Source organism: Paenibacillus rhizoplanae, assembly GCF_042684125.1.
GTDB classification, from domain to species: Bacteria; Bacillota; Bacilli; order Paenibacillales; family Paenibacillaceae; genus Paenibacillus_AQ; species Paenibacillus_AQ rhizoplanae.
On sequence record NZ_JBHUKY010000103.1, the window covers coordinates 23812 to 48498 of the forward strand.

Genomic DNA, 24687 nt, shown 5'->3' on the forward strand with positions numbered 1-24687 from the left:
CATGAGCAAAGAAACAATCTTAGAAGAAATTAAAGGCATGAGCGTATTGGAACTGAACGACCTGGTTAAAGCAATCGAAGAAGAATTCGGCGTAACTGCAGCAGCTCCAGTAGCAGCTGGCGGCGCAGTAGCAGCTGTTGAAGAAGAACAATCCGAATTCGACGTGATTTTGACAAGCGCTGGCGCTTCCAAAATCAACGTTATCAAAATCGTTCGCGAAATCACAGGTCTTGGCTTGAAAGAAGCTAAAGAAGTTGTAGACAACGCTCCAAAAGCAATCAAAGAAAAAGTAAGCAAAGAAGAAGCCGAAGCTACCAAAGCAAAATTGGAAGAAGCAGGCGCAGGCGTAGAAGTAAAATAAGTTGATTCAATAGGTACTGCCCCGGTGCAGAAGTCATTCTCTCCGGTTCCTGCAACCCCCTTGAACTTGTTCAAGGGGGTTGCTCTATAAGGAAGCCTTGCAGATATGTATAGTTAGTTCAATGTGAAAGGGAGGATTGTATGTCGCAGCATTATTACTCGCAGCAGCCGGAAGCGCGTCATGACAGACGCAGCATCGATACGGAACTGAGAGGCAAGCGCCTCCGCTTTACAAGCGACGCCGGTGTTTTTTCCAAAGGAGATATTGATCATGGCAGCCGTGTTCTAATTGAGGCGATGGAGATTCAAGCGGATGCGCAGGTGCTGGATGTGGGCTGCGGTTACGGTCCGATAGGGATCAGTGCGGCACATCTCGCTTCCAAGGGGCATGTGACGATGATCGATATTAACAGCCGTGCGGTAGAGCTTGCCCGCGAGAATGCGCAGCATAATGGAATCCGTAATGTTACGGTGATGGAAAGTGATGTGCTCACCGCCGTACAGGGGCAGACATTCGATGTAATTCTTACCAACCCGCCAATTCGTGCCGGTAAGGCCGTGGTGCATGAGATCTTTGAACAGGCATGTGGGCATTTGAATGAGGATGGATGTCTGTGGGTTGTCATTCAGAAGAAGCAGGGTGCACCATCTGCGGTTGCCAAGCTGGAGAGTTTGTTTTCGGTGGTAGAAGAAGTTGGGAAAGACAAGGGCTATCGGATACTAAAAGCGCAGAAATAAATAATAATACTCATTGACATGTGTTGCTCGCAGTGGTATTATTATAAAATGTCAGTATTAAGCTAGGCTCCATGTCTTTAGTTTGCTGAAATGTCAAGTGATATATTGTCGCCCGGTAAGCGCATGCCGCACGGCAGGTTTTTGCGAATTCCGTTCTCTATGTTCCTGTCACGGCGAAGGTCGCCGGGACAATAGATAATAGCGCATGAACTGTAGCTCGGTGACGTATAATACGCACGTTTTGGGCAAATCTACTGGATAAGGAGTATTTTGGCCGTGAATAGTTGTGCTCTTTTTTCGAAAGATTTCGATAAGGGGCTTTTCTGTATTTATGGCTGAATCCTTGTGTTATGGTTCCATTATACGGGTCCAAACAAGGGTTCGCAATCAATTTTTAAGTGAGTAGACATGAGGGGTGAGTAAAGTTGGCAGGACATCTTGTTCAGTATGGTCGACGCACTCGGCGGAGCTATGCGAGAATTAACGAGGTACTCGAGGTCCCGAACCTGATCGAGATCCAACAAAAATCTTATGATTGGTTTTTGGAGGAAGGATTGCGGGAAATGTTCCAGGACATCTCGCCGATCCAGGATTTCACAGGGAATTTGGTGCTAGAGTTCATTGATTACAGCCTGGGTGAACCGAAGTACACGGTTGACGACGCTAAAGAGCGGGACGTAACATATGCAGCTCCTCTGCGTGTGAAGGTGCGTCTCATCAATAAGGAGACCGGTGAGGTTAAAGAGCAGGAAGTGTTCATGGGAGATTTCCCTCTGATGACGGAAACCGGCACTTTTATTATCAATGGTGCAGAACGGGTTATTGTCAGCCAGTTGGTTCGCTCTCCAAGCGTCTATTTCAGCACAAAAGTGGATAAGAATGGCAAAAAAACTTACACCGCCACAGTAATTCCGAATCGCGGAGCCTGGCTGGAACTGGAGACCGACGCTAAGGACATCATGTATGTTCGTATCGACCGGACTCGTAAGATCCCGGTAACAGTACTCTTGCGTGCTTTGGGCTTCGGCAGTGATGCTGAAATTCTGGAACTGCTTGGCAATGATGAATATATTCGCAACACGCTGGATAAAGACAACACGGATTCCACGGAGAAGGCGCTTATTGAAATCTACGAGCGTCTGCGTCCGGGCGAACCACCAACACTTGATAATGCCAAGAGCCTACTCGTTGCACGTTTCTTTGACCCGAAACGTTATGATTTGGCCAATGTAGGTCGTTACAAAATTAACAAAAAGCTGCATATTAAGAATCGTCTGTTCAATCAGCGTCTGGCACAGCCTTTGGTTGATGAGTCTACCGGAGAAATCCTGGCAGAATCCGGTCAAATGGTGGACCGCCGCCTGCTTGATGAGCTGATTCCTTATTTCGAGAAGAATATTGCTGCCAAAAACTACCGTGTAACAGGCGGCGTAATGGACAGTGAAGATATTCCGCTTCAGACGATTGACGTATTCTCGCCAATTGAAGAAGGCCGTATCATCAAACTGATTGCCAATGGTAACATTGATAAATCGGTTAAGCATATTACTCAGGCTGATATTATATCCTCAATCAGCTACTTTATTAATTTGCTGCATGGTATCGGCAATACGGATGATATTGACCACCTGGGTAACCGCCGTCTGCGTTCTGTAGGCGAACTTCTGCAGAATCAGTTCCGTATCGGTCTATCCCGTATGGAACGCGTAGTCCGCGAGAGAATGTCGATTCAGGATGCCAATGCGATCACACCGCAGGCGCTGATCAACATCCGTCCGGTCATCGCGTCCATCAAAGAGTTCTTCGGCAGTTCACAGCTGTCCCAGTTCATGGATCAGACGAACCCGCTTGCCGAGCTTACACACAAGCGCCGTCTGTCTGCACTCGGGCCCGGTGGTCTGACACGTGAACGCGCAGGCTTTGAAGTCCGCGACGTCCATCACAGTCACTATGGCCGTATGTGTCCAATCGAGACTCCGGAAGGTCCGAATATCGGTCTGATCAACTCCTTGTCCACCTTCGCCCGAATTAATGAATACGGCTTTATCGAAGCTCCGTATCGTTGGGTAGATCCGAAGACCGGCAAGGTAACGGAACAAATCGATTATCTGACTGCCGATGAAGAAGATAACTATGTAGTTGCGCAGGCAAATGTACTGATCGATGAGGAAGGCTCCTTCAAGGAAGAACAAGTTATCGTTCGTTACAACAAGGATTCAGACAATATCACTACCATGCCAAGCAACCGTGTAGACTACATGGACGTTTCGCCAAAACAGGTTGTATCCGTCGCAACGGCGCTCATTCCGTTCCTTGAGAACGATGACTCCAACCGCGCACTGATGGGATCGAACATGCAGCGTCAGGCCGTTCCACTTCTTATTCCGAAGGCTCCGCTTGTAGGGACAGGGATGGAACACAAGTCGGCTAAAGACTCCGGCGTATGTATTGTCTCCAAATATGACGGTATTATCGAACGCTCCTCTGCCAATGAAATCTGGCTGCGCCGTGTTGAGGCAGTTGAGGGCAAGGAAGTCAAAGGCGATATCGTTAAATATAAATTACACAAATTCATGCGTTCGAACCAGGGTACCTGTATTAATCAGCGTCCACTGGCCAAACGTGGGGATATCGTCAAAAAAGGTGACATCCTGGCAGACGGACCTTCCACAGAAATGGGCGAACTTGCGCTTGGCCGTAACGTAGTCGTTGCGTTCATGACTTGGGAAGGCTACAACTATGAGGATGCGATCCTGCTGAGTGAGAAGCTGGTTAAGGAAGATGTATACACTTCGATTCATATCGAGGAATACGAATCCGAAGCCCGTGATACGAAGCTCGGACCTGAAGAGATCACGCGTGATATTCCTAACGTCGGTGAAGAGGCGCTCCGCAATCTGGATGAGCGCGGAATTATCCGTATCGGTGCGGAAATCAATGCCGGCGATATTTTGGTAGGTAAGGTTACTCCGAAGGGTGTAACTGAGCTGACTGCTGAAGAGCGCCTGCTGCATGCGATCTTCGGTGAGAAAGCCCGTGAAGTTCGTGATACCTCCCTGCGCGTTCCGCATGGTAGTGATGGTATTGTCGTTGACGTAAAAGTATTCACCCGCGAGAACGGCGATGAGCTGCCTCCTGGCGTGAATCAACTGGTTCGTGTCTACATTGCCCAGAAGCGTAAGATTTCTGAAGGTGATAAGATGGCCGGACGTCACGGTAACAAGGGTGTCGTTGCTCGTATTCTGCCAGAAGAAGACATGCCGTTCCTTCCAGATGGCACGCCGGTACAGGTTGTCCTGAACCCGCTGGGCGTTCCTTCACGTATGAACATCGGACAGGTGCTGGAAGTCCATATCGGTATGGCTGCACTGCGTCTGGGTATTCACGTGGCTACTCCGGTATTCGACGGAGCCCGTGAGTATGACGTATTTGATGCGATGGAAGAAGCCGGTATGCAGCGTAATGGTAAGACCATATTGTATGACGGACGTACAGGTGAACGCTTCGAACGTGAGGTTACAGTCGGTGTCATGCATATGATCAAGCTGGCGCACATGGTTGATGATAAGATCCATGCCCGTTCTACAGGTCCTTACTCTCTCGTTACACAACAGCCACTGGGCGGTAAAGCTCAGTTCGGCGGACAGCGTTTCGGGGAAATGGAAGTATGGGCGCTTGAAGCTTACGGTGCGGCTTATACACTGCAAGAGATTTTGACTGTGAAGTCCGATGATGTAGTCGGTCGTGTGAAAACGTACGAATCCATTGTCAAAGGCGAAAACGTTCCAGAACCGGGTGTTCCGGAGTCATTCAAGGTATTGATCAAGGAACTGCAGTCGCTCGGTATGGATGTCAAAATCCTTAGCGGTGACGAGCAGGAGATTGAGATGAGAGAACTGGATGATGAGGACGAGACGTCAGGCGACAAGCTGAGCCTCAATTTGGAAGGCACAGAAGTCGGCATAGAGTAGTTCACCAGCAAGCCACTAATTTCATTACACAAAGGACCATGCCCTCTGTTGACTTAAGCGTCAAGAGAGGGCTGTGGTACTAAATCAGGATATAGGTTAAGGAGGGTTGCTCCTTGTTGGACGTTAACAATTTTGAATTTATGAAAATCGGGCTCGCTTCCCCGGAAAAAATTCGTTCTTGGTCCCGCGGAGAAGTAAAGAAACCGGAGACCATTAACTATCGTACTTTGAAACCGGAAAAAGAGGGTCTCTTTTGCGAACGTATTTTTGGACCGCAAAAGGACTGGGAATGTCATTGTGGTAAATACAAACGCGTCCGTTATAAAGGCGTTGTGTGCGACCGCTGCGGCGTGGAAGTTACCCGTGCTAAAGTTCGTCGTGAACGTATGGGCCACATCGAATTGGCAGCTCCGGTATCTCATATCTGGTATTTCAAAGGTATTCCAAGCCGTATGGGTCTGGCACTGGATATGTCTCCTAGATCGCTCGAAGAGATTATCTACTTTGCATCTTATGTTGTAACCGATCCGGGGGAAACTCCGCTGGAGAAGAAACAACTGCTGTCCGAGAAAGAATACCGTAGCTACCGTGAGAAATACGGCTACGGATTCCAGGCCGGTATGGGTGCGGAAGCCGTCAAAAAGCTGCTTCAGGATATCGATATCGATAAAGAGCTGGAATTCCTCAAAGAAGAGCTGCGTACCGCTCAAGGCCAGCGCCGTAACCGGGCGATCAAACGTCTGGAAGTCATTGAGGCCTTCCGCAACTCCGGCAACAAGCCTGACTGGATGATCATGGATGTACTCCCGGTTATACCGCCGGAGCTTCGTCCAATGGTTCAGCTCGATGGCGGCCGGTTTGCTACGTCTGACCTTAATGACCTGTACCGCCGTGTAATTAACCGGAACAACCGTCTGAAAAGACTGCTGGATCTCGGCGCTCCTGACATTATCGTTCAGAATGAGAAACGGATGCTTCAGGAAGCTGTAGATGCACTGATTGACAACGGCCGTCGCGGCCGTCCTGTAACGGGACCTGGTAACCGTCCGCTCAAATCGCTCAGCCATATGCTGAAAGGTAAACAGGGACGTTTCCGCCAGAACTTGCTCGGTAAGCGTGTCGACTACTCCGGTCGTTCGGTTATCGTCGTAGGACCTTACCTGAAGATGTACCAATGCGGTCTTCCGAAGAAGATGGCACTGGAGCTTTTCAAACCGTTTGTAATGAAAGAACTGGTTAACAAAGGGCTTGCCCACAACATAAAGAGCGCGAAGCGTAAGGTTGAGCGCGTAAGTCCAGAAGTCTGGGATGTGCTTGAAGAAGTAATCAGAGAGCATCCGGTTCTGCTGAACCGTGCCCCTACGCTGCACAGATTGGGTATCCAGGCATTTGAACCGATTCTGGTAGAAGGCCACGCGATCCGTCTTCACCCGCTTGTATGTACGGCTTACAATGCCGACTTTGACGGTGACCAGATGGCGGTACACGTTCCTCTGTCCGCTGAAGCTCAAGCTGAAGCCCGTATCCTCATGCTGGCGTCCGGTAACATCTTGAACCCTAAGGATGGCAAGCCGGTTGTTACTCCTTCTCAGGATATGGTCCTTGGTACGTTCTATCTGACCATGGATAACAATGAAGAAAAAGGAACAGGCATGATTCTGCGTACTGTGAATGAAGCGGTCTCCGCTTATCAGCGTGGAACTGCCGGTCTGCATGCGCGTGTTGCTATTCCTGTTAAGGCTCTGGGTAAAACCTGCTTTACAGAAGCACAGCAAAATGCATTGCTGATCACTACGGTGGGTAAGATTATCTTCAATGAAATCTATCCTAGCAGCTTCCCGTATATCAACGAAGCGACCAAAACCAACCTGCTGCAGGGAACACCTGAGAAGTACTTCATCTATGAAAAGGGTGCGGATATCCGCGAACTGATCATGGCTGCTCCGGAAGCCAGCGCTGTAGGTAAAGAATATCTGGGCCTCATTATCGCCCGCTGCTTTGAGACGTATCACACTACCAAGACTTCAATAATTCTGGATAAAATTAAGCAACTCGGCTTTACGTACTCTACACGTTCCGGTGTTACGGTTGCCGTATCGGATGTTATCGTGCCTGAGGAGAAGGTCACCATTCTTAAAGAATCCGAAGCTAAGGTTGATGTAGTGGCGAACCAATACCGCCGCGGTCTGATCACCAATGATGAGCGGTATGACCGCGTTATCGAAATTTGGTCGAAGACTAAGGATGAGCTTACTAACGTGCTGCTCAAATCGATGGATCGTTTCAACTCTATCATGCTTATGGTGGATTCCAAGGCGCGTGGTAACAAATCGCAGATCACTCAGCTCGGTGGTATGCGTGGTCTGATGGCAACACCTTCGGGCCGAATCTTTGAATTGCCAATCAAAGCAAACTTCCGTGAAGGCCTAACCGTACTCGAGTACTTTATCTCCACTCACGGAGCGCGTAAAGGTCTGGCCGATACAGCGCTGCGTACAGCGGATTCCGGGTATTTGACACGCCGCCTGGTTGATGTGGCGCAGGATGTTATTGTCCGCGAAGAAGATTGTGGTACCGATAAAGGCTTCACTGTCAGCCGGATTCAAGATGGTAAGGAAGTTATCGAGGATCTGTACGACCGTATTGAAGGCCGTTACTCCTTTGAGACTATTCGTCATCCGGAAACGAAGGAAATCATCGTTCACCGTAACGATCTGATTGACTCGGATAAGGCTGAGGAAATTGTGAACGCCGGCATTACCAAGCTGCAGATCCGCTCTGTACTGAGCTGCCGTGCCCGTCACGGGGTCTGCAAGAAGTGCTACGGACGTAACCTGGCAACAGGTAAGTTCGTGGAAATCGGGGAAGCTGTCGGTATTATCGCGGCACAATCCATCGGTGAACCAGGAACACAGCTTACCATGCGTACGTTCCATACCGGCGGTGTTGCCGGAGACGATATCACGCAAGGTTTGCCGCGTATCCAGGAGCTGTTTGAAGCCCGTAACCCTAAAGGTCAGGCAACAATCAGTGAGATTGACGGGGTAGTTAAGGAAATCCGTGAAACCAAGGACCGCCGTGAAATTGAAGTCCAGGGTGAAGCAGAGTCCAAGACGTATTCCATCACTTACGGCTCCCGTCTGCGTGTCAGCGAAGGCCAGGAGATTGAGGCCGGCGATGAATTGACAGACGGTTCCATTGACCCTAAAGAAATGCTGCGTATCAAAGGGATTCGCGGGGTACAGAACTACATTCTGCAAGAAGTACAGCGTGTATACCGTAACCAGGGCGTTGAAATTAATGATAAGCACATTGAAGTTATGATTAAGCAGATGCTGCGCAAAATCCGCATTATCGATGCCGGAGATACCAGTCTCCTGCCGGGTGCATTTGCTGATATTCATGAATATGAAGCAGCCAACAAGGAAGCCATTCTTGCCGGTAATGAACCTGCAGTCGCCAAGCCGGTACTGCTCGGGATTACCAAGGCTTCCCTGGAAACGGACTCCTTCCTGTCTGCGGCTTCCTTCCAGGAAACTACCCGCGTCTTAACGGATGCAGCTATTAAGGGTAAAGTGGATAAGCTCCTGGGTCTGAAAGAGAATGTTATCATCGGTAAGCTGATTCCTGCAGGTACTGGCATGAATCGTTATCGCAATGTGAAGCTCAGTGACCCAAATGCAAAAAGCAGTGAAGAAGCTTTAGAGCCGGTTCCGGCTGAATAATTAAATACTCATGGCAGGCGGTATCCGCGTCACGCAGAATTTTGCGTGATGCGGTGTCTGCTGTGATTATTAATAAATTTATTGTCGTTATTCTTGACATCATGTACTGTGGATGCTAAAATGTCTAAGGTGCGTGAGTAGTCTTGTCATTCTTATTCAGTGGAGGTAATGGTTTTCATGACTGATGATAGAGGGTTACAGGATGCTCAGGTCAAGATCGGTTCCAAGCAAACCGTCAAGGCGGTGGAGTTGGGCCAAGCCGCAGAAGTCTATGTGGCAGAGGACGGAGATCAACGGCTTACTTCCAGAATTGTAATGCTTTGCAACAAACAAGGTGTGAAGGTCACGTATGTGGACACGATGCTGAATTTGGGCAAGGCCTGCGGTATAGAAGTTGGTGCTGCGATGGCAGCCGTCTTAAAACAATAGCAGCAAGAGAACGTTTTTGTACCGGGGTACACTTCGGCAGCAAGGACTTTTCATTTGTCTTTTTATGAACCACCTGGGTCTGTGGACTTAGTGTTTGTAAATTGACTATCATTTCAGGAAGGGGGTGGCACAACATGCCAACTATTAATCAACTGGTTCGTAAAGGCCGTCAAGCCAAAATCGAAAAATCCAAATCTCCCGCTCTTCAAAAAGGGTACAACGCCCTCAAGCGTGAGGCTACAAATTTGAGCGCTCCGCAGAAACGCGGTGTGTGCACTCGTGTAGGCACAATGACTCCACGTAAACCAAACTCAGCACTTCGTAAGTATGCCCGTGTTCGTCTGACGAACCGTCTTGAGGTGACTGCTTACATTCCGGGTATCGGACACAACCTTCAAGAGCACAGTGTAGTATTGCTGCGCGGAGGTAAAGTTAAGGACCTTGCAGGAGTTCGTTATCACATCGTTCGTGGTGCACTGGATACTGCAGGTGTTGCTAACCGGATGCAGGCTCGCTCCAAGTATGGTGCGAAACGTCCTAAAGCAAAGAAATAAGATGAACATATTTGAATAATAACCATTTAAGAAAGGGGGATATCCATGCCACGCAAAGGTCCAGTTACTAAGAGAGATGTATTGCCAGATCCATTGTATAATAGCAAGTTGGTTACTCGTTTGATCAACCGTATTATGCTGGGTGGTAAAAGAGGTGTCGCTCAAAGCATTTTGTACAATTCGTTCAAGTTGATTCAGGAACGTACAGGTAAAGAGCCGATGGAAGTTTTTGAAGCAGCCATCAAGAATATCATGCCTGTACTGGAAGTTAAAGCTCGTCGTGTCGGCGGTGCTAACTACCAGGTACCTATCGAGGTTAAACCTGAAAGACGTACTGCTTTGGGATTACGTTGGCTTGTAAACTACTCACGCAACCGCGGTGAGAAGACTATGGAAGAGCGTTTGGCGGCAGAGATTATTGATGCTTCCAACAACACAGGCGCTTCTGTTAAGAAACGTGAAGATACACACAAAATGGCTGAAGCGAACAAAGCGTTTGCTCACTACCGTTGGTAGGATTGCAGTCGTTAAAATAACTTCTATTTTGAAAGGAGATCCATTTCATGGCAAGAGAGTTCTCCTTAAAAAATACACGTAATATCGGGATCATGGCACATATTGATGCTGGTAAGACTACTACCACAGAGCGGATTCTTTTCTATTCAGGCCGTACGCACAAAATCGGTGAAGTTCACGAGGGTGCTGCTACAATGGACTGGATGGAGCAAGAACAGGAGCGCGGAATTACTATTACTTCCGCTGCTACCACCGCTGCTTGGAAGGGTAACCGCGTTAATATCATTGATACCCCAGGACACGTTGACTTCACCGTTGAAGTTGAACGTTCCTTGCGTGTATTGGATGGAGCAGTAGGCGTATTTAGCGCCAAAGAGGGCGTTGAACCTCAGTCCGAGACTGTTTGGAGACAAGCTGACCGTTATAGTGTTCCGCGGATCGCCTATGTCAACAAAATGGATATTATCGGTGCTGATTTCCTTAATGTAATTGATTCTATGCGTGATCGTTTGATGGCGAATGCAGTTGCTATTCAATTGCCGATCGGCGCAGAAAATGACTTCATTGGTATTATTGACCTGATCGAGCAAAAAGCTCATATGTTCAAGGACGATATGGGTCAAAACATTGAAGTTACAGATATTCCTGCAGAATATCTTCCAAAGGTTGAGGAGCTTCGTCTTGAGTTAGTCGAGAAAGTTGCTGAACTTGACGAAGAGCTTACTATGAAGTACCTTGAAGGCGAAGAAATTACAGTTGCAGAAATCAAAGCTGCATTGCGCAAAGGCGTATGTGAAGTTAAGATTTTCCCTGTAATTGTCGGGTCCTCTTACCGTAACAAAGGGGTTCAACTTATGTTGGACGCTGTTGTTGATTACTTGCCATCCCCTCTTGATGTTCCAGCTATTATTGGTCATCATGATGATGGAACTGAAGGGGTTCGCCATTCTTCGGATGAAGAGCCATTCTCAGCTTTGGCATTTAAAATCATGACAGACCCTTATGTGGGCAAGCTTACGTTCTTCCGTGTTTACTCCGGTGTTCTGGAGTCCGGATCATACGTAGTCAATGCTACTAAGAACAAACGTGAGCGTATCGGCCGTATTCTACAAATGCATGCGAACAGCCGCCAAGAGATTTCCATCGTGTACTCTGGTGACATCGCTGCTGCAGTAGGATTGAAAGATACAAGCACGGGCGATACTCTGTGTGATGAGAAGAATCCAATTATCTTGGAATCCATGAACTTCCCTGATCCGGTTATCGAAATCGCTGTTGAACCAAAAACCAAAGCCGACCAAGATAAATTGGGCGTTGCTCTCGGTAAGCTGACCGAAGAAGATCCAACTCTTCGTGCTCATACTGATGAAGAAACTGGCCAAACTATCCTGGCAGGTATGGGCGAACTTCACTTGGATATCATCATTGATCGTATGCGCCGTGAATTCCACGTTGAAACTAACGTTGGTAAACCACAGGTTGCTTATCGTGAAACATTCAATGCACCTGCTCGCGTCGAAGGTAAATTCGTTCGTCAATCCGGCGGACGCGGTCAATATGGTCACGTATGGGTTGAATTCGAACCTCTCGAGGCTGGTACTGGCAACCAATTCGAAAGTAAAGTAGTCGGCGGTTCTGTACCTAGAGAATATGTCGCTCCTGCACTTGCAGGTATTGAAGAAGCTATGAAAAATGGTGTTATCGCAGGCTTCCCGCTTGTTGATGTTAAAGCCACTATCGTAGATGGTTCTTATCATGATGTTGACTCCAATGAAATGGCATTTAAAGTTGCCGGATCATTGGCGCTTAAGGCTGCAAAAGACAAGTGTAAACCTGTCCTGCTTGAGCCAATCATGAAAGTTGAAGTAACTGTTCCTGAGGAGTATATGGGCGATGTTATGGGGATGCTTAGTTCCCGTCGCGGTAAGATCGAAGGTATGGACTCCCGTGGTGGAGCTCAGATTATCCGGTCTAAGGTGCCTCTCTCCGAAATGTTCGGTTACTCTACGACACTTCGTTCCGGTACTCAAGGACGCGGCGTATTCTCGATGGAGCTTTCTCACTATGAAGAAGTTCCAAGAAGTATTGCAGAAGAAATCGCAGCCAAGAACAAAGGCGGAGAATAATTTAGAGTTTTTAACTTGCCGTCCGGGTATATCTCATAAGTCATCTTAGAATTGCATGTAGACGGACGGCTCAACTATATGGACCCCACAATAAGGAGGAACTGTTCAAAATGGCAAAGGCAAAGTTTGAACGTAACAAACCACACGTTAACATTGGTACTATTGGTCACGTCGATCATGGTAAAACAACTCTGACTGCTGCAATCACTACTGTATTGTCCAAAAAATACGGTGGCGCTGCTGTAGCATTCGACCAAATCGATAAGGCTCCTGAAGAACGCGAACGTGGTATCACTATCTCCACTGCTCACGTTGAATATGAAACTCCTAACCGTCACTACGCTCACGTAGACTGCCCTGGACACGCCGACTATGTTAAAAACATGATCACTGGCGCAGCGCAAATGGACGGAGCTATCCTGGTTGTATCCGCAGCTGACGGCCCTATGCCACAGACTCGTGAACACATCCTGCTGTCCCGTCAAGTAGGCGTTCCTTACATCGTTGTATTCCTGAACAAATGCGACATGGTTGAGGACGAAGAGTTGCTTGAATTGGTTGAAATGGAAGTTCGCGATCTGCTTAGCGAATACGACTTCCCAGGCGATGATACTCCAATCATCCGTGGATCTGCTCGTGAAGCTCTTCAGAACCCTGATGGCGAATATGCACAGAAGATCGTTGAAATGTTCGAAACGATCGACACATATATCCCACTTCCAGAACGTCAGACTGACAAGCCTTTCTTGATGCCTGTCGAAGATGTATTCTCCATCACTGGCCGCGGTACTGTGGCAACTGGTCGCGTAGAACGCGGAACAGTTAAAGTCGGAGAAGAAATCGAAATCGTTGGTATTCACGAAGAAACTAAGAAGTCTGTAGTTACTGGCGTGGAAATGTTCCGTAAATTGCTTGATTCCGCTCAAGCTGGCGACAACATCGGCGCATTGCTGCGTGGTGTTGACCGTAACATGATCGAGCGTGGCCAAGTATTGGCTAAGCCGAACTCCGTTAAGCCACACACTGAGTTCACTGCTCAGATCTACGTTCTGACTAAAGAAGAAGGCGGACGTCACAAACCATTCTTCACTGGTTACCGTCCACAGTTCTACTTCCGTACAACTGACGTAACTGGCATCATCAACCTGCCAGAAGGTACTGAAATGGTTATGCCTGGTGACAACATCACTGTAACTGTTTCCCTGATCTCCCCAATCGCTATTGAAGAAGGTACTAAATTCTCCATTCGCGAAGGCGGACGTACAGTTGGTGCCGGTTCCGTAGCTTCTATCCAGAAATAATTCGGGCTCTATCCGTTAGGATAGGCCAGGATATAAGTCAGGCCCCCTTCATTGAAGGGGGCCTGTTTTGTTTTTAAACCATGGTCGAGGAATTAGATTTCCTTCGCGTATTCCGGGCTTGGCAGCTTGGATAGAACAACATGAAGGCTGGACGGGGATGAACTAGTATTCGTATAAGCGAATGACTCGTCACCGGCGATGTAGATGGTCTCCCCTTGGACAAAGGAGAACTCTTCCTCATTAACATGAATGGCACCGTCACCATGTAAGGCGAGGATGTAGACATCTGCTCCGGGGTGCTTGTGGACGGGCAGCTTCTGCCCAGGCATGAAATTAAGCACGAACACAACGCTATCCCCTTTTTGAAAAATGATCTTTTTGGTAAAGCGCTCCTCTTGATACTGTACTGCCTCAGATATATTTTTCTTTTCCATTATAAATCCCTGCTTTCATTAAATTAGTATTGTTTAAAGCTTAACTTCATACTCGCAATGCTCATGACCGGTGACATTACATTTGATCTCTTTCACGGAAACCTTGCGGCCGAGAATTCGGCACAGCGCACCTTCAATGATAGCTCCCTCTAAATCACAGACCATTCTTTCATCCTCAAGGGAAGGTAATCCTTTACAGAAGCAATCGTCAACAGCAATATTAATCCTGCGCTCATCGGAATGAACAATTCGGGGAATCCCGATTTTGAGCTCCTCAAAGATCTGCAGTAGCTCTTCAACGGAATGGACAGGCAAGCTCTCGCCGATCTTTCTGCCAATGGTAACAGTAGTTCCCTTTCCGCCTAACGGTAATCCCTGATTCATTCCAATTAGACGAATGGTCCGAAATAATTCAAGGGGTACCATATTACCCAGAGTTGTTCTATTCATCTGGCGCATATCCTCAAAAGTGTATTGCTGCAAGCACATCAACTCCTTTTCTCTCTATAAACCTATTGTATAGACAGCCTGCACGTTAATCCTTGATATAGATCAAGTTTCATGAAAATCTGTGCGTTCGGTCACCTGGGAGTGCTTCAATCATTGATATGTTGGAATAAGCGACAGTAAAGGAGGAAGGCTGATGGAATGTAATACGTGCAGCTCTCATGCTTGTGTGCGTCAGGTTCCGGTATTCAGGGGCTTGTCTGATGAGGAACTGGTTATCATAGAATCAATTACAGAATCACACTCCTATAAAAAGGGTAGCCAGGTCTGTAGAGAGGGGGAGCCGTCCGAAGCCTTGTTTGTGGTGAATAGCGGTCTTATCAAATTGACGAAGAACAGCAAAGAAGGCAAGCAGCATATTGTCCGCTTTCTTTTTCCAGGGGATTACTTCGGACAGTTTGCCCTGCTGCATAATAAAAATAATGATGTAACGGCGGAGATTATTGAGAGTGGAGTGGTCTGTCGGATGCACCGTAAGGATTTCATTCCTCTACTGGAGCAGAATGCGGGCCTGGCGTTCAGCTTTCTGATGTCTGTTAGTGAGCAGCTGCATCTGGCTGAAGAAACTGCAGGTGCACTGCATATGTTAGAGGTGGAAAAACGGTTAGCCCGACTTCTGGTCTACCTGTACACGCGGAATCTACCGGAACCGGTTGTGCTTAAGCAGGCTTTGATACATTCCGTAGATTTGCCATCGGCTCAAAAAGAGGTGGCCGCGATGATTGGTACAACCGCTGAGACCCTAAGCCGTAAGCTGAACAAGCTCGAAGCGCTGAAGATCATCGCTATGCATAAAAGAACAGTGAATATTCTGGAGATGGAGGCACTAATTCAGCTCGCAGAAATCAACAATTAACAATTTGAAGAGAGAATTAAGAGTTTTTTGAATTTTTTTTCTAGAAAAAGTGATTTGTTATGCAAAGGCTCTTGCAATATAGCCGCCTATTAGATATAATAATAAATGTTGTTCTGAGACGTTGCGATGATGTGAGAGGTTACTGACACACCCGGCCCCTTTGCCATGGAGTCGACGTCGGAAAATTTTCACGGAGTATGTCCGATAATAAATTGGGCGATAGAAGGAGGGACTAAAATGGCAAAGCAAAAAATTCGTATTCGCTTGAAAGCATACGACCACAGAATTCTTGATCAATCCGCAGAGAAAATCGTTGAAACAGCAAAACGTTCGGGTGCTAGCGTATCCGGGCCGATTCCGCTGCCAACTGAGAAGCAAATCATTACCATTCTCCGTGCGGTACACAAGTACAAGGATTCCCGTGAACAGTTTGAGCAACGGACTCACAAACGTTTGATCGATATTGTGAACCCAACACCACAAACTGTGGATGCCTTGATGCGCTTGGATCTACCGTCCGGTGTAGATATCGAAATCAAATTGTAATTCAATTCATTAAGTAACCAGGAAAAGAAAAGAGGTGTCAACATTGAAAGGTATCTTAGGAAAAAAACTCGGTATGACTCAAGTGTTTACTCCAGAAGGTAACGTAATCGCGGTTTCTGTTATCGAAGCTGGTCCTTGTGTGGTACTGCAAAAGAAAGACCTGAATATCGACGGATATGAAGCAGTGCAGTTGGGTTTTTCCGATAAAAAGGAAAGTCGCTCCAACAAGCCTGAACAGGGTCACGCCAAAAAGGCAAATGCAACACCTAAGCGCTACGTTCGCGAAATTCGCGGTGTTGACCTCGGGTCACTCGAGGTTGGACAAGAGCTTAAGGCTGACATTTTCGCTGAAGGCGAGTTTGTTGACGTAACAGGTACTTCGAAGGGTAAAGGCTTCCAGGGTAACATCAAACGCTGGGGACAAAGCCGCGGACCAATGGCACACGGATCGCGTTACCACAGAAGACCGGGCTCGATGGGTTCCATTCAGGCTAACCGTGTTCCTAAGGGCAAACGCCTGCCAGGACATATGGGTCACACGACCATAACGGTTCAAAAGCTTGAAATTATCCGAGTTGACGTAGAACGTAATGTACTGCTGGTTAAAGGCGCTATTCCGGGCCCGAAAAACAGCTTCGTGAAAGTTAAACAAACCGTTAAGAAATAATTACTGAAGAAAGGAGGAACATGAAATGCCAAAAGTAACACTTTTCAATACTAGTGGTAACGAAGTTGGCGAAGTTGAACTGAGTGATTCAGTTTTCGGTATCGAACCGAATGTACATGTGCTGCATGAAGCTGCACTTATGCAAAGAGCTTCCCTTCGTCGCGGTACACACAAAGTAAAAGGACGCTCTGAAGTGCGTGGCGGCGGACGTAAGCCTTGGAAGCAAAAAGGTACAGGTCGTGCTCGTCAAGGCTCCATTCGTTCTCCACAATGGAAAGGCGGCGGCGTAGTCTTCGGACCCACACCACGCAGCTATTCCTGGAAATTGCCTAAGAAGGTTCGCCGGTTGGCCATCAAATCCGCGTTGTCCTCAAAAGTACTTGAGAATGACATCATCGTATTGGATAGCCTGACTTTGAATGCTCCGAAGACGAAAGAATTCGCAGCTATTCTGAACAACCTTAAAGTGGGCGGTAAAGCCCTGATCGTAGCTCCTAGCTATGATGACAATGTAGCACTTTCCGCACGTAACATCCCTGGGGTGAAATTCGTAGCGGCTGACGGCATCAATGTTCTTGACGTACTGACGTACGACAAACTGATTATCACTAAAGAAGCAGTTCTGAAGGTAGAGGAGGTGTTCGCGTAATGAAAGATCCTCGTGATATAATTAAGCGTCCAGTGATTACGGAACGCACATCCGAATACATGAGCGAACTGAAGTACGCTTTTGAAGTGGATATCCGTGCTAACAAGACCGAAATCAAAAAAGCTGTCGAGGCTATTTTTAAAGTTAAAGTCGTTAGTGTGAATACAATGCGCGTGCCTGGTAAACTGAAGCGTTATGGCAAATATTCCGGTTATACTCCGGAGTGGAAAAAAGCCATCGTTAGACTTACCCCGGACAGCAAGCCGCTTGAATTCTTTGAAGCGGTAGAATAATACTCTTAAAGTAAGGAGGAAACTATAGTGCCAATCAAAAAGTACAAACCGACCTCTCCGGCAAGACGCAACATGTCTGTGTCTACGTTTGAAGAAATTACAACAAACCAGCCAGAGAAATCGTTGCTGTCCCCGCTGTTCAAACATGCAGGACGCAACAACCAAGGTAAAATTACGGTTCGTCACCATGGCGGCGGACACAAGCGTAAATACCGTATCATTGACTTTAAGCGGACTAAAGACGGCATACCAGGTAGCGTTGCTACAATCGAGTATGACCCGAACCGTACTTCCAATATTGCTTTGATCCACTATGCTGATGGAGAGAAACGTTATATCATCGCTCCTAAAGGCCTTAAGGTTGGGGATAAAGTTGAGTCTGGCCCTGCTGCAGACATCAAAATTGGTAACAGCCTTCCGCTGATCAACATCCCGGTAGGTACAGTTATCCACAACATCGAGCTGAAACCTGGCAAAGGCGGACAATTGGTTCGTGCTGCTGGTACTGAAGCCCAGTTGCTTGGTAAAGAAGATAAATACGTATCTGTTCGTTTGAACTCGGGTGAGGTTCGCAGAATCCTCAGCGTTTGCCGTGCGACTATCGGAGCCGTAGGTAACGGAGATCACGAACTGATCAAGATTGGTAAAGCCGGACGCAGCCGCTGGCTCGGACGTCGTCCTGAAGTACGCGGTGTTGTCATGAACCCTAACGATCACCCACACGGTGGTGGTGAAGGCCGCGCTCCAATCGGACGGAAATCGCCAATGTCACCTTGGGGCAAACCAACCCTTGGCTACAAAACGCGTAAGAAAAACAAAGCATCTGATAAATATATCGTTCGTCGCCGCACAAAATAAGACGCTTCAGGCAAGTTAGTTAAGCGCGAAGCGTCGATTCGCGGTTTTGAAGAACCAGATGAAGGGAGGATTCACACATGGGTCGCAGTTTAAAGAAGGGGCCGTTCATCGATGGCTACCTGCTGAAAAAAGTTGAGGTTTTGAACGAGACAGACAAGAAGGTTGTAGTAAAAACCTGGTCCCGTCGCTCAACCATTTTCCCTCAGTTTATCGGACATACGTTTGGTGTATATGACGGCCGCAAACACGTGCCTGTATACGTAACAGAAGATATGGTAGGTCACAAGTTGGGCGAGTTCGCGCCAACACGTACTTACAAAGGCCACGCGGGTGACGATAAGAAAACAAGAAGATAATTAACGTCTTCGTTTGAGAGGAGGGAAAACAATGGAAGCAAAAGCACATGCAAGATCGGTGCGGATTTCCGCTCGTAAAGCGAAACTGGTTATTGACTTGATTCGCGGCAAGCAAGTGGGGGAAGCAATTGCAATTCTTCGCCACACTCCGAAGTCCGCTTCTCCGGTTGTTGAGAAGCTACTGAACTCGGCGATAGCGAATGCTGAGCATAACTACTCTATGGACGTTAACAGCTTATTCGTAAGCGAGGTTTTCGTTAACCAGGGTCCTACAATGAAACGTTTCCGTCCGCGCGCCATGGGCCGCGCAAGCCGGATCAATAAACGTACCAGCCACATTACTTTGGTGGTATCTGAGAAATAAGGAGGGATAACACGTGGGTCAAAAGGTAAATCCAGTAGGACTCCGAGTCGGTATTATTCGCGATTGGGAATCAAAATGGTATGCAGGCAAAGATTTCGGTACTCTTTTAATGGAAGACGTTAGAATCCGGGAATACCTTAAAGGCAAGCTGAAAGATTCCTCTGTTTCCCGCATCGAGATTGAAAGAGCGGCAAACCGAGTGAACGTTACAATTCACACTGCCAAGCCTGGTATGGTAATTGGTAAAGGCGGAGCAGAAGTAGAAGTACTTCGCAGCGCAGTTACAACTATCGCCGGCGGTAAAAAAGTACACATCAACATCAATGAAATTAAACACCCTGAACTGGATGCTATTCTTGTTGCTGAAAGCATTGCACAACAGCTGGAACGTCGCGTATCGTTCCGTCGTGCTCTGAAACAAGCCATTCAAAGAACTATGCGTTCCGGCGCAAAGGGAATTAAAACTCAGGTTGGCGGACGTCTTGGCGGCGCTGAGATTGCCCGTTCAGAAGGCTATAGCGAAGGAACAGTTCCACTTCATACGCTTCGTGCTGATATCGATTACGGAACAGCTGAAGCACATACAACTTACGGCCTTATCGGCGTAAAAGTATGGATCTACCGTGGAGAAGTTCTTCCCCCAGCTAAGAAACATGCTGCTCAGGAAGGAGGCAACTAATTATGTTGGTACCAAAGCGCGTTAAACACCGCAAGCAACAACGCGGTCACATGAGAGGTATGGCAAAAGGCGGAACCGAGCTCAACTTCGGCGAATATGGTCTGCAGGCTATGGAGCCATCTTGGATCACTAACCGTCAGATCGAGGCTGCACGTATCGCGATGACACGTTACATCAAACGTGGCGGTCAGGTTTGGATCAAGATTTTCCCGGATAAGCCAATTACTCAGAAGCCTCTCGAGGTTCGTATGGGTAGTGGTAAAGGTAACGTTGAGAAGTGGGTAGCAGTAGTTAAACCGGGTAAGATTATGTTCGAACTCGGAGGCGTGTCGGAAGAAATCGCTCGTGAAGCGATGCGTCTTGCCGCTCACAAGCTGCCTGTAAAGACTAAGTTTGTGAAACGTGAAGAATTGGGTGGTGAAGCAAATGAAAGCTAATGAACTTCGCAACTTAACCACTGCTGAGATTGAACAGAAAATCGCCGGATTCAAGGAAGAACTTTTCAATCTCCGTTTTCAATTGGCAACAGGCCAACTGGATAACCCGACTCGGATTCGTGATGTGCGTAAGGAAATAGCTCGTGCTAAAACCGTTATCCATCAAAGAGTACTTGGGATTAGTTAAGTGACGGCGGATGCTTAATCCGTAATCAGGAAGGAGGCTAACTATGAGCGAAGAGCGTAATGCACGTAAAGTGTTGACCGGTAAAGTAGTCAGCGACAAAATGGATAAAACCATCGTAATTGCTGTTGAAACCTATAAAAAGCACAATCTGTATCACAAACGCATCAAGTCCACGAAGAAATTCAAGGCACATGATGAAGAGAATGTTGCTAAAATTGGTGATGTCGTGAAAGTCATGGAAACTCGTCCATTGTCGAAGGACAAACGGTGGAGACTGGTTGAAGTGATAGAAAAAGCGGTTATCATCTAAGATATAAAGCAGATCCCTTTCCGGAAGGAGGAAAAAATAATGATTCAACCATTTACACGTTTGCATGTGGCTGACAACTCTGGTGCGAAGGAACTGATGTGTATCCGCGTACTGGGTGGTACTGGACGTCGTACAGCGGCAATCGGCGATTTGATCGTTTGTTCCGTTAAACAAGCAACACCAGGCGGCGTTGTCAAAAAGGGTGATGTTGTTAGAGCGGTAGTTGTTCGTACAAAACGTTCGGTACGCCGTAAAGACGGATCTTACATCGCATTCGATGAGAATGCAGCTGTTGTTGTTAAAGACGACAGAAGCCCACGCGGAACACGTATCTTCGGACCAGTTGCCCGCGAACTTCGCGACAAGGACTACATGAAGATCGTTTCCTTGGCACCGGAAGTAATCTAAAAATTCGAGTGATGCTCGGGTGTACTTGAAAAGGTCAGTTATAGGAGGTGTAATGAATGCCTAGAGTTAAAAAAGTTCTGGAATCCCATAACAATAAACTGCACGTGAAAAAAGATGATGTGGTACTTGTGATCAGCGGGAAAGACAAAGGTAAAAAAGGCCGTGTCATCGCTGCTTATCCTCGTCAAAACCGCGTCCTGGTAGAAGGCGTGAACATGGTGAAGAAACACCAGAAGCCTAACCAGTTGAATCCGCAAGGCGGAATCATCGAGCAGGAAGCTACGATCCATGTGTCCAACGTAATGCACATTGATCCGAAGAGCGGGAAAGTTACGCGTATCGGCTATAAAGTACTAGATAACGGTAAGAAGGTTCGGGTAGCAAAAAGATCCGGAGAGATTATCGACTAATACAGTCCTAATGAAAGGAGGTAAATCTTCATGGCAGCAAGAATGAAAGAACGTTTTCTGAATGAAATCACACCATCTTTGATGCAGAAGTTTAACTACACAACAGTTATGCAAGTGCCTAAGATCGAGAAGATCGTCATCAACATGGGTGTGGGTGACGCTGTTCAAAACTCCAAAGTACTTGACGCTGCAGTTAACGACATGCAGTTGATCACTGGTCAAAAGCCAATCATCACCAAAGCAAAGAAATCCATCGCCGGTTTTAAACTGCGCGAAAATATGCCGATCGGGGTTAAAGTAACACTGCGCGGCGAGCGTATGTATTACTTCCTGGATAAATTGATCAACGTAACGCTTCCACGCGTTCGTGACTTCCGTGGTATTTCCAGCAAAGCCTTTGATGGCCGCGGTAACTACACACTGGGTCTTAAAGAACAATTGATCTTCCCGGAAATCGAATATGACAAAGTGGATAAGGTCCGCGGTATGGACATCGTTATTGTAACAACTGCAAAGACGGACGAGGAATCCCGTGAGCTGCTGAATCAGCTGGGAATGCCTTTCATAAAATAAGAATCATCCTTTTCTCCGAAAATGTTTAGGAGGTGTCAGTCTAAGTGGCAAAGACTTCAATGAAAGTTAAACAACAACGCGAGCCTAAGTTCAAAGTACGTGCATATACACGTTGCGAGCGTTGCGGTCGTCCACATTCGGTACTGCAAAAGTTCAAAATTTGCAGAATTTGTTTCCGTGAATTAGCTTATAAAGGCCAGATTCCTGGCGTGAAAAAAGCAAGTTGGTAAGAAGTTTATAAACGGGAAGGAGGTTTACACACATGACTATGTCTGATCCTATTGCAGATATGCTTACTCGTATTCGTAACGCCAACACTGTGCGTCACGAGACAGTAGAAATGCCTGCTTCTACTATGAAAAAACAAATCGCGGACATCTTGAAGCGTGAGGGCTTCATTCGTGATGCTGAATTCGTTGAAGATAGCAAACAAGGGATTATCCGTATTTTCCTGAAATACGGCCCAAGCCAGGAACGCGTTATCACTGGTCTGAAAAGAATCAGTAAACCAGGTCTTCGCGTATACACGAAGAGCAATGAAGTGCCTCGTGTACTCGGTGGCCTTGGAATCGCGATTATCTCCACATCTAAGGGAGTTATGACCGACAAAGAAGCTCGTCAATCTAAATCCGGCGGAGAAGTTGTCTGCTACATTTGGTAATAAACGTCACAAGATAAGGAGGTGCAACACATGTCTCGTATTGGTCGCAAACCAATCGCAGTACCTAGCGGTGTAGATGTCACTTTGGACAACACCGTTATTACAGTAAAAGGTCCTAAAGGCACTTTGACTCGTGAGCTTCATAAAGACATGAAGATTACAGTTGAAAATAACGAAATCACTGTTGTTCGCCCGTCGGACAACAAAATGCATCGTTCACTTCACGGCACAACCCGCTCCGTTGTCAACAACATGGTGAGTGGTGTGACTGAAGGTTTCTCGAAATCTCTGGAACTGGTTGGGGTCGGATATCGTGCAAGCAAATCCGGAGATAAAATCGTACTGAACGTTGGTTATTCCCACCCGGTTGAAATTACACCGGAAGCGGGTATCGAGTTCGATGTTCCTGCGAACACGAAGATCATCGTTAGAGGGATTGATAAAGAACGCGTTGGCGCTTATGCTGCCAAAATTCGTTCCGTACGTGAACCTGAACCATACAAAGGTAAAGGTATCAAATATGAAGGCGAGCGTATCATCCGCAAGGAAGGTAAAGCTGGTAAGAAGAAATAACCAGCTCTACCTTAATTGTAAGATACCCCGCGCATCTTAAAGTGAAGCTGTTTACGGCAAACTGAAGGGAGTGAAAGGGAAGACATGATTACAAAAGAGGATAAAAACAAGGCTCGTCTCAAAAGACACCTGCGTGTTCGTAAGAAGATCCAGGGTACTACTGAGCGTCCACGTTTGAATGTGTTCCGTTCTTCGAAACACATCTATGCTCAACTTATCGATGATGTGACAGGCGTAACTATCGTAGCTGCCTCCACGCTGGATAAGGAATTGAGTGCTACAATCGGAAATGGCGGCAGCGTTGAAGCTGCAAGCAAAGTGGGTCAATTGATCGCTGAGCGTGCCAAAGAAAAGGGTTATGCAGTGGTTGTATTTGACCGCGGTGGATACTTGTACCATGGACGGATTCAGGCTCTGGCTAGCGCAGCTCGCGAAGCTGGTCTTGAATTCTAGAATATTTCTAAAAGGAGGTTAACGACTTGCGTGTAGATCCGAACAGTTTAGAACTGACAGAAAGAGTTGTACACATCAACCGTGTTGCAAAAGTTGTAAAAGGCGGACGCCGTTTCAGCTTTAGTGCACTTGTTGTTGTGGGCGACGGCAACGGCTACGTTGGTGCTGGTATCGGTAAAGCCGGCGAAGTTCCGGATGCCATCCGTAAAGGCATTGAAGACGCCAAGAAAAACCTGATCCACATTCCAATCGTAGGAACTTCGATTCCTCACCTGGTTACTGGACATTTCGGCGCAGGACGCGTTCTGCTGAAACCAGCATCTGAAGGTACCGGCGTTATCGCTGGTGGACCGGTTCGTGCGGTGCTTGAATTGGCAGGCGTTGGCGACATCTTGACAAAATCTTTGGGTTCTTCGAATTCCATGAATATGGTCAATGCAACTTTAGAGGGTCTTTCCCGTCTGAAGCGCATTGAAGAGGTCGCGAAGCTTCGCGGCAAATCTGTCGAAGAATTACGCGGTTAAGGAGGGGAAAGTCAATGGCAAAATTGCAAATTACCCTCGTACGCAGTGTAATTGGACGTCCAGAAACACAACGTGTTACTGTTAAGACGCTCGGCCTGCGCAAAACCAACTCGTCCGTGGTTCACAACGACACTCCTGCAATTCGCGGGATGATCAACAAAGTGGGCCACTTACTGTCCGTTACTGAAATTGAAGGCTAAAAAGCCTCACATAAATTAACAA

General features: G+C 47.2%; 32 protein-coding genes. 30 read left to right on the forward strand and 2 right to left on the reverse strand.

From position 1 onward, the window contains the following. The first annotated feature begins 1 nt into the window (after position 1). The 9 genes from rplL (at position 2) to tuf (ending at position 13720) form a co-directional block, all read left to right on the forward strand. A complete protein-coding gene (gene rplL / locus ACFSX3_RS31670) occupies positions 2 to 361 on the forward strand; it encodes a 50S ribosomal protein L7/L12 (protein ID WP_209994317.1) in 360 nt (119 codons plus the stop codon). A gap of 140 nt (positions 362 to 501) precedes the next feature. Further along, a complete protein-coding gene (locus ACFSX3_RS31675) occupies positions 502 to 1098 on the forward strand; it encodes a class I SAM-dependent methyltransferase (protein WP_209994318.1) in 597 nt (198 codons plus the stop codon). A 425-nt stretch (positions 1099 to 1523) separates the two neighbouring features. Beyond that, a complete protein-coding gene (rpoB, locus tag ACFSX3_RS31680) occupies positions 1524 to 5069 on the forward strand; it encodes a DNA-directed RNA polymerase subunit beta (protein ID WP_209994319.1) in 3546 nt (1181 codons plus the stop codon). A 113-nt stretch (positions 5070 to 5182) separates the two neighbouring features. Beyond that, positions 5183 to 8794: a DNA-directed RNA polymerase subunit beta' gene (gene rpoC / locus ACFSX3_RS31685; protein WP_209994320.1), complete on the forward strand. Its 3612-nt coding sequence runs from the start codon at positions 5183 to 5185 to the stop codon at positions 8792 to 8794. A 177-nt stretch (positions 8795 to 8971) separates the two neighbouring features. Next, complete coding sequence (locus tag ACFSX3_RS31690; RefSeq protein ID WP_036692367.1) at positions 8972 to 9223, forward strand: ribosomal L7Ae/L30e/S12e/Gadd45 family protein; 252 nt, start codon at positions 8972 to 8974, stop codon at positions 9221 to 9223. Between the two features lie 134 nt (positions 9224 to 9357). After that, on the forward strand, positions 9358 to 9777 hold the full coding sequence (rpsL, locus tag ACFSX3_RS31695; RefSeq protein ID WP_036680518.1) for a 30S ribosomal protein S12: 420 nt from the start codon (positions 9358 to 9360) through the stop codon (positions 9775 to 9777). A gap of 45 nt (positions 9778 to 9822) precedes the next feature. After that, on the forward strand, positions 9823 to 10293 hold the full coding sequence (rpsG, locus tag ACFSX3_RS31700) for a 30S ribosomal protein S7 (protein WP_020427074.1): 471 nt from the start codon (positions 9823 to 9825) through the stop codon (positions 10291 to 10293). Positions 10294 to 10340: 47 nt separating this feature from the next. Then, the gene (fusA, locus tag ACFSX3_RS31705; protein ID WP_209994321.1) at positions 10341 to 12419 is read left to right on the forward strand and encodes an elongation factor G; all 2079 of its coding nucleotides are present in this window, start codon (positions 10341 to 10343) and stop codon (positions 12417 to 12419) included. A gap of 110 nt (positions 12420 to 12529) precedes the next feature. Continuing rightward, on the forward strand, positions 12530 to 13720 hold the full coding sequence (gene tuf / locus ACFSX3_RS31710; protein ID WP_209994322.1) for an elongation factor Tu: 1191 nt from the start codon (positions 12530 to 12532) through the stop codon (positions 13718 to 13720). Positions 13721 to 13812: 92 nt separating this feature from the next. On the opposite strand, the gene ACFSX3_RS31715 is transcribed toward tuf, so the two are convergent. Together ACFSX3_RS31715 and ACFSX3_RS31720 are read right to left on the reverse strand one after the other, a co-directional pair. Further along, positions 13813 to 14154 (reverse strand): cupin domain-containing protein, encoded by a 342-nt coding sequence (locus tag ACFSX3_RS31715; RefSeq protein WP_209994323.1) that lies wholly within the window; start codon positions 14152 to 14154, stop codon positions 13813 to 13815. Positions 14155 to 14187: 33 nt separating this feature from the next. After that, the gene (locus ACFSX3_RS31720) at positions 14188 to 14643 is read right to left on the reverse strand and encodes a V4R domain-containing protein (protein ID WP_209994348.1); all 456 of its coding nucleotides are present in this window, start codon (positions 14641 to 14643) and stop codon (positions 14188 to 14190) included. Positions 14644 to 14797: 154 nt separating this feature from the next. On the opposite strand from ACFSX3_RS31720, the gene ACFSX3_RS31725 reads away from it, so the two are divergent. From ACFSX3_RS31725 to rpmD, 21 genes are all read left to right on the forward strand, one after another. Beyond that, entirely contained in the window at positions 14798 to 15517 is a 720-nt protein-coding gene (locus ACFSX3_RS31725; protein ID WP_209994324.1) for a Crp/Fnr family transcriptional regulator, read from the forward strand. Positions 15518 to 15754: 237 nt separating this feature from the next. Next, a complete protein-coding gene (gene rpsJ, locus ACFSX3_RS31730) occupies positions 15755 to 16063 on the forward strand; it encodes a 30S ribosomal protein S10 (protein WP_036652923.1) in 309 nt (102 codons plus the stop codon). A gap of 43 nt (positions 16064 to 16106) precedes the next feature. Beyond that, positions 16107 to 16730 (forward strand): 50S ribosomal protein L3, encoded by a 624-nt coding sequence (gene rplC / locus ACFSX3_RS31735; protein WP_036692386.1) that lies wholly within the window; start codon positions 16107 to 16109, stop codon positions 16728 to 16730. A 25-nt stretch (positions 16731 to 16755) separates the two neighbouring features. Next, positions 16756 to 17379, forward strand: a complete 624-nt coding sequence (gene rplD / locus ACFSX3_RS31740; protein WP_209994325.1) for a 50S ribosomal protein L4 — start codon at positions 16756 to 16758, stop codon at positions 17377 to 17379. Beyond that, positions 17379 to 17672 carry a 50S ribosomal protein L23 gene (gene rplW / locus ACFSX3_RS31745; RefSeq protein WP_209994326.1) on the forward strand — a complete coding sequence of 98 codons (294 nt, stop codon included), beginning with the start codon at positions 17379 to 17381 and terminating at the stop codon, positions 17670 to 17672. The genes rplD and rplW overlap by 1 nt, the downstream gene beginning before the upstream one ends. Before the next feature lie 27 nt (positions 17673 to 17699). Next, positions 17700 to 18530 carry a 50S ribosomal protein L2 gene (rplB, locus tag ACFSX3_RS31750; RefSeq protein ID WP_036692392.1) on the forward strand — a complete coding sequence of 277 codons (831 nt, stop codon included), beginning with the start codon at positions 17700 to 17702 and terminating at the stop codon, positions 18528 to 18530. A gap of 77 nt (positions 18531 to 18607) precedes the next feature. Next, positions 18608 to 18886, forward strand: coding sequence for a 30S ribosomal protein S19 (gene rpsS / locus ACFSX3_RS31755; RefSeq protein ID WP_209994327.1), 279 nt, complete (start codon positions 18608 to 18610; stop codon positions 18884 to 18886). Between the two features lie 31 nt (positions 18887 to 18917). Next, positions 18918 to 19250: a 50S ribosomal protein L22 gene (gene rplV / locus ACFSX3_RS31760; protein WP_154970576.1), complete on the forward strand. Its 333-nt coding sequence runs from the start codon at positions 18918 to 18920 to the stop codon at positions 19248 to 19250. Positions 19251 to 19263: 13 nt separating this feature from the next. After that, positions 19264 to 19929 carry a 30S ribosomal protein S3 gene (gene rpsC / locus ACFSX3_RS31765; protein ID WP_209994328.1) on the forward strand — a complete coding sequence of 222 codons (666 nt, stop codon included), beginning with the start codon at positions 19264 to 19266 and terminating at the stop codon, positions 19927 to 19929. A 2-nt stretch (positions 19930 to 19931) separates the two neighbouring features. Then, positions 19932 to 20366: a 50S ribosomal protein L16 gene (rplP, locus tag ACFSX3_RS31770; protein WP_209994329.1), complete on the forward strand. Its 435-nt coding sequence runs from the start codon at positions 19932 to 19934 to the stop codon at positions 20364 to 20366. Next, the gene (gene rpmC / locus ACFSX3_RS31775) at positions 20356 to 20553 is read left to right on the forward strand and encodes a 50S ribosomal protein L29 (protein WP_019908232.1); all 198 of its coding nucleotides are present in this window, start codon (positions 20356 to 20358) and stop codon (positions 20551 to 20553) included. The genes rplP and rpmC overlap by 11 nt, the downstream gene beginning before the upstream one ends. A gap of 43 nt (positions 20554 to 20596) precedes the next feature. Further along, the gene (gene rpsQ / locus ACFSX3_RS31780; protein WP_209994330.1) at positions 20597 to 20863 is read left to right on the forward strand and encodes a 30S ribosomal protein S17; all 267 of its coding nucleotides are present in this window, start codon (positions 20597 to 20599) and stop codon (positions 20861 to 20863) included. A 39-nt stretch (positions 20864 to 20902) separates the two neighbouring features. Then, complete coding sequence (rplN, locus tag ACFSX3_RS31785; RefSeq protein WP_036680556.1) at positions 20903 to 21271, forward strand: 50S ribosomal protein L14; 369 nt, start codon at positions 20903 to 20905, stop codon at positions 21269 to 21271. A gap of 56 nt (positions 21272 to 21327) precedes the next feature. Then, a complete protein-coding gene (gene rplX, locus ACFSX3_RS31790; protein WP_209994331.1) occupies positions 21328 to 21681 on the forward strand; it encodes a 50S ribosomal protein L24 in 354 nt (117 codons plus the stop codon). A 30-nt stretch (positions 21682 to 21711) separates the two neighbouring features. Continuing rightward, positions 21712 to 22254, forward strand: coding sequence for a 50S ribosomal protein L5 (gene rplE, locus ACFSX3_RS31795; RefSeq protein ID WP_209994332.1), 543 nt, complete (start codon positions 21712 to 21714; stop codon positions 22252 to 22254). A gap of 44 nt (positions 22255 to 22298) precedes the next feature. Continuing rightward, positions 22299 to 22484, forward strand: a complete 186-nt coding sequence (locus tag ACFSX3_RS31800; protein WP_036589425.1) for a type Z 30S ribosomal protein S14 — start codon at positions 22299 to 22301, stop codon at positions 22482 to 22484. 32 nt (positions 22485 to 22516) lie between these two features. Further along, entirely contained in the window at positions 22517 to 22915 is a 399-nt protein-coding gene (rpsH, locus tag ACFSX3_RS31805) for a 30S ribosomal protein S8 (protein WP_036692403.1), read from the forward strand. A 30-nt stretch (positions 22916 to 22945) separates the two neighbouring features. Next, on the forward strand, positions 22946 to 23488 hold the full coding sequence (gene rplF / locus ACFSX3_RS31810) for a 50S ribosomal protein L6 (RefSeq protein WP_209994333.1): 543 nt from the start codon (positions 22946 to 22948) through the stop codon (positions 23486 to 23488). Positions 23489 to 23572: 84 nt separating this feature from the next. Further along, positions 23573 to 23941 (forward strand): 50S ribosomal protein L18, encoded by a 369-nt coding sequence (gene rplR / locus ACFSX3_RS31815; protein ID WP_173140480.1) that lies wholly within the window; start codon positions 23573 to 23575, stop codon positions 23939 to 23941. Positions 23942 to 23967: 26 nt separating this feature from the next. After that, positions 23968 to 24465, forward strand: a complete 498-nt coding sequence (gene rpsE / locus ACFSX3_RS31820) for a 30S ribosomal protein S5 (protein ID WP_036652980.1) — start codon at positions 23968 to 23970, stop codon at positions 24463 to 24465. A gap of 14 nt (positions 24466 to 24479) precedes the next feature. Then, positions 24480 to 24665: a 50S ribosomal protein L30 gene (rpmD, locus tag ACFSX3_RS31825; protein ID WP_209994334.1), complete on the forward strand. Its 186-nt coding sequence runs from the start codon at positions 24480 to 24482 to the stop codon at positions 24663 to 24665. The last annotated feature ends 22 nt before the right edge of the window (positions 24666 to 24687 follow it).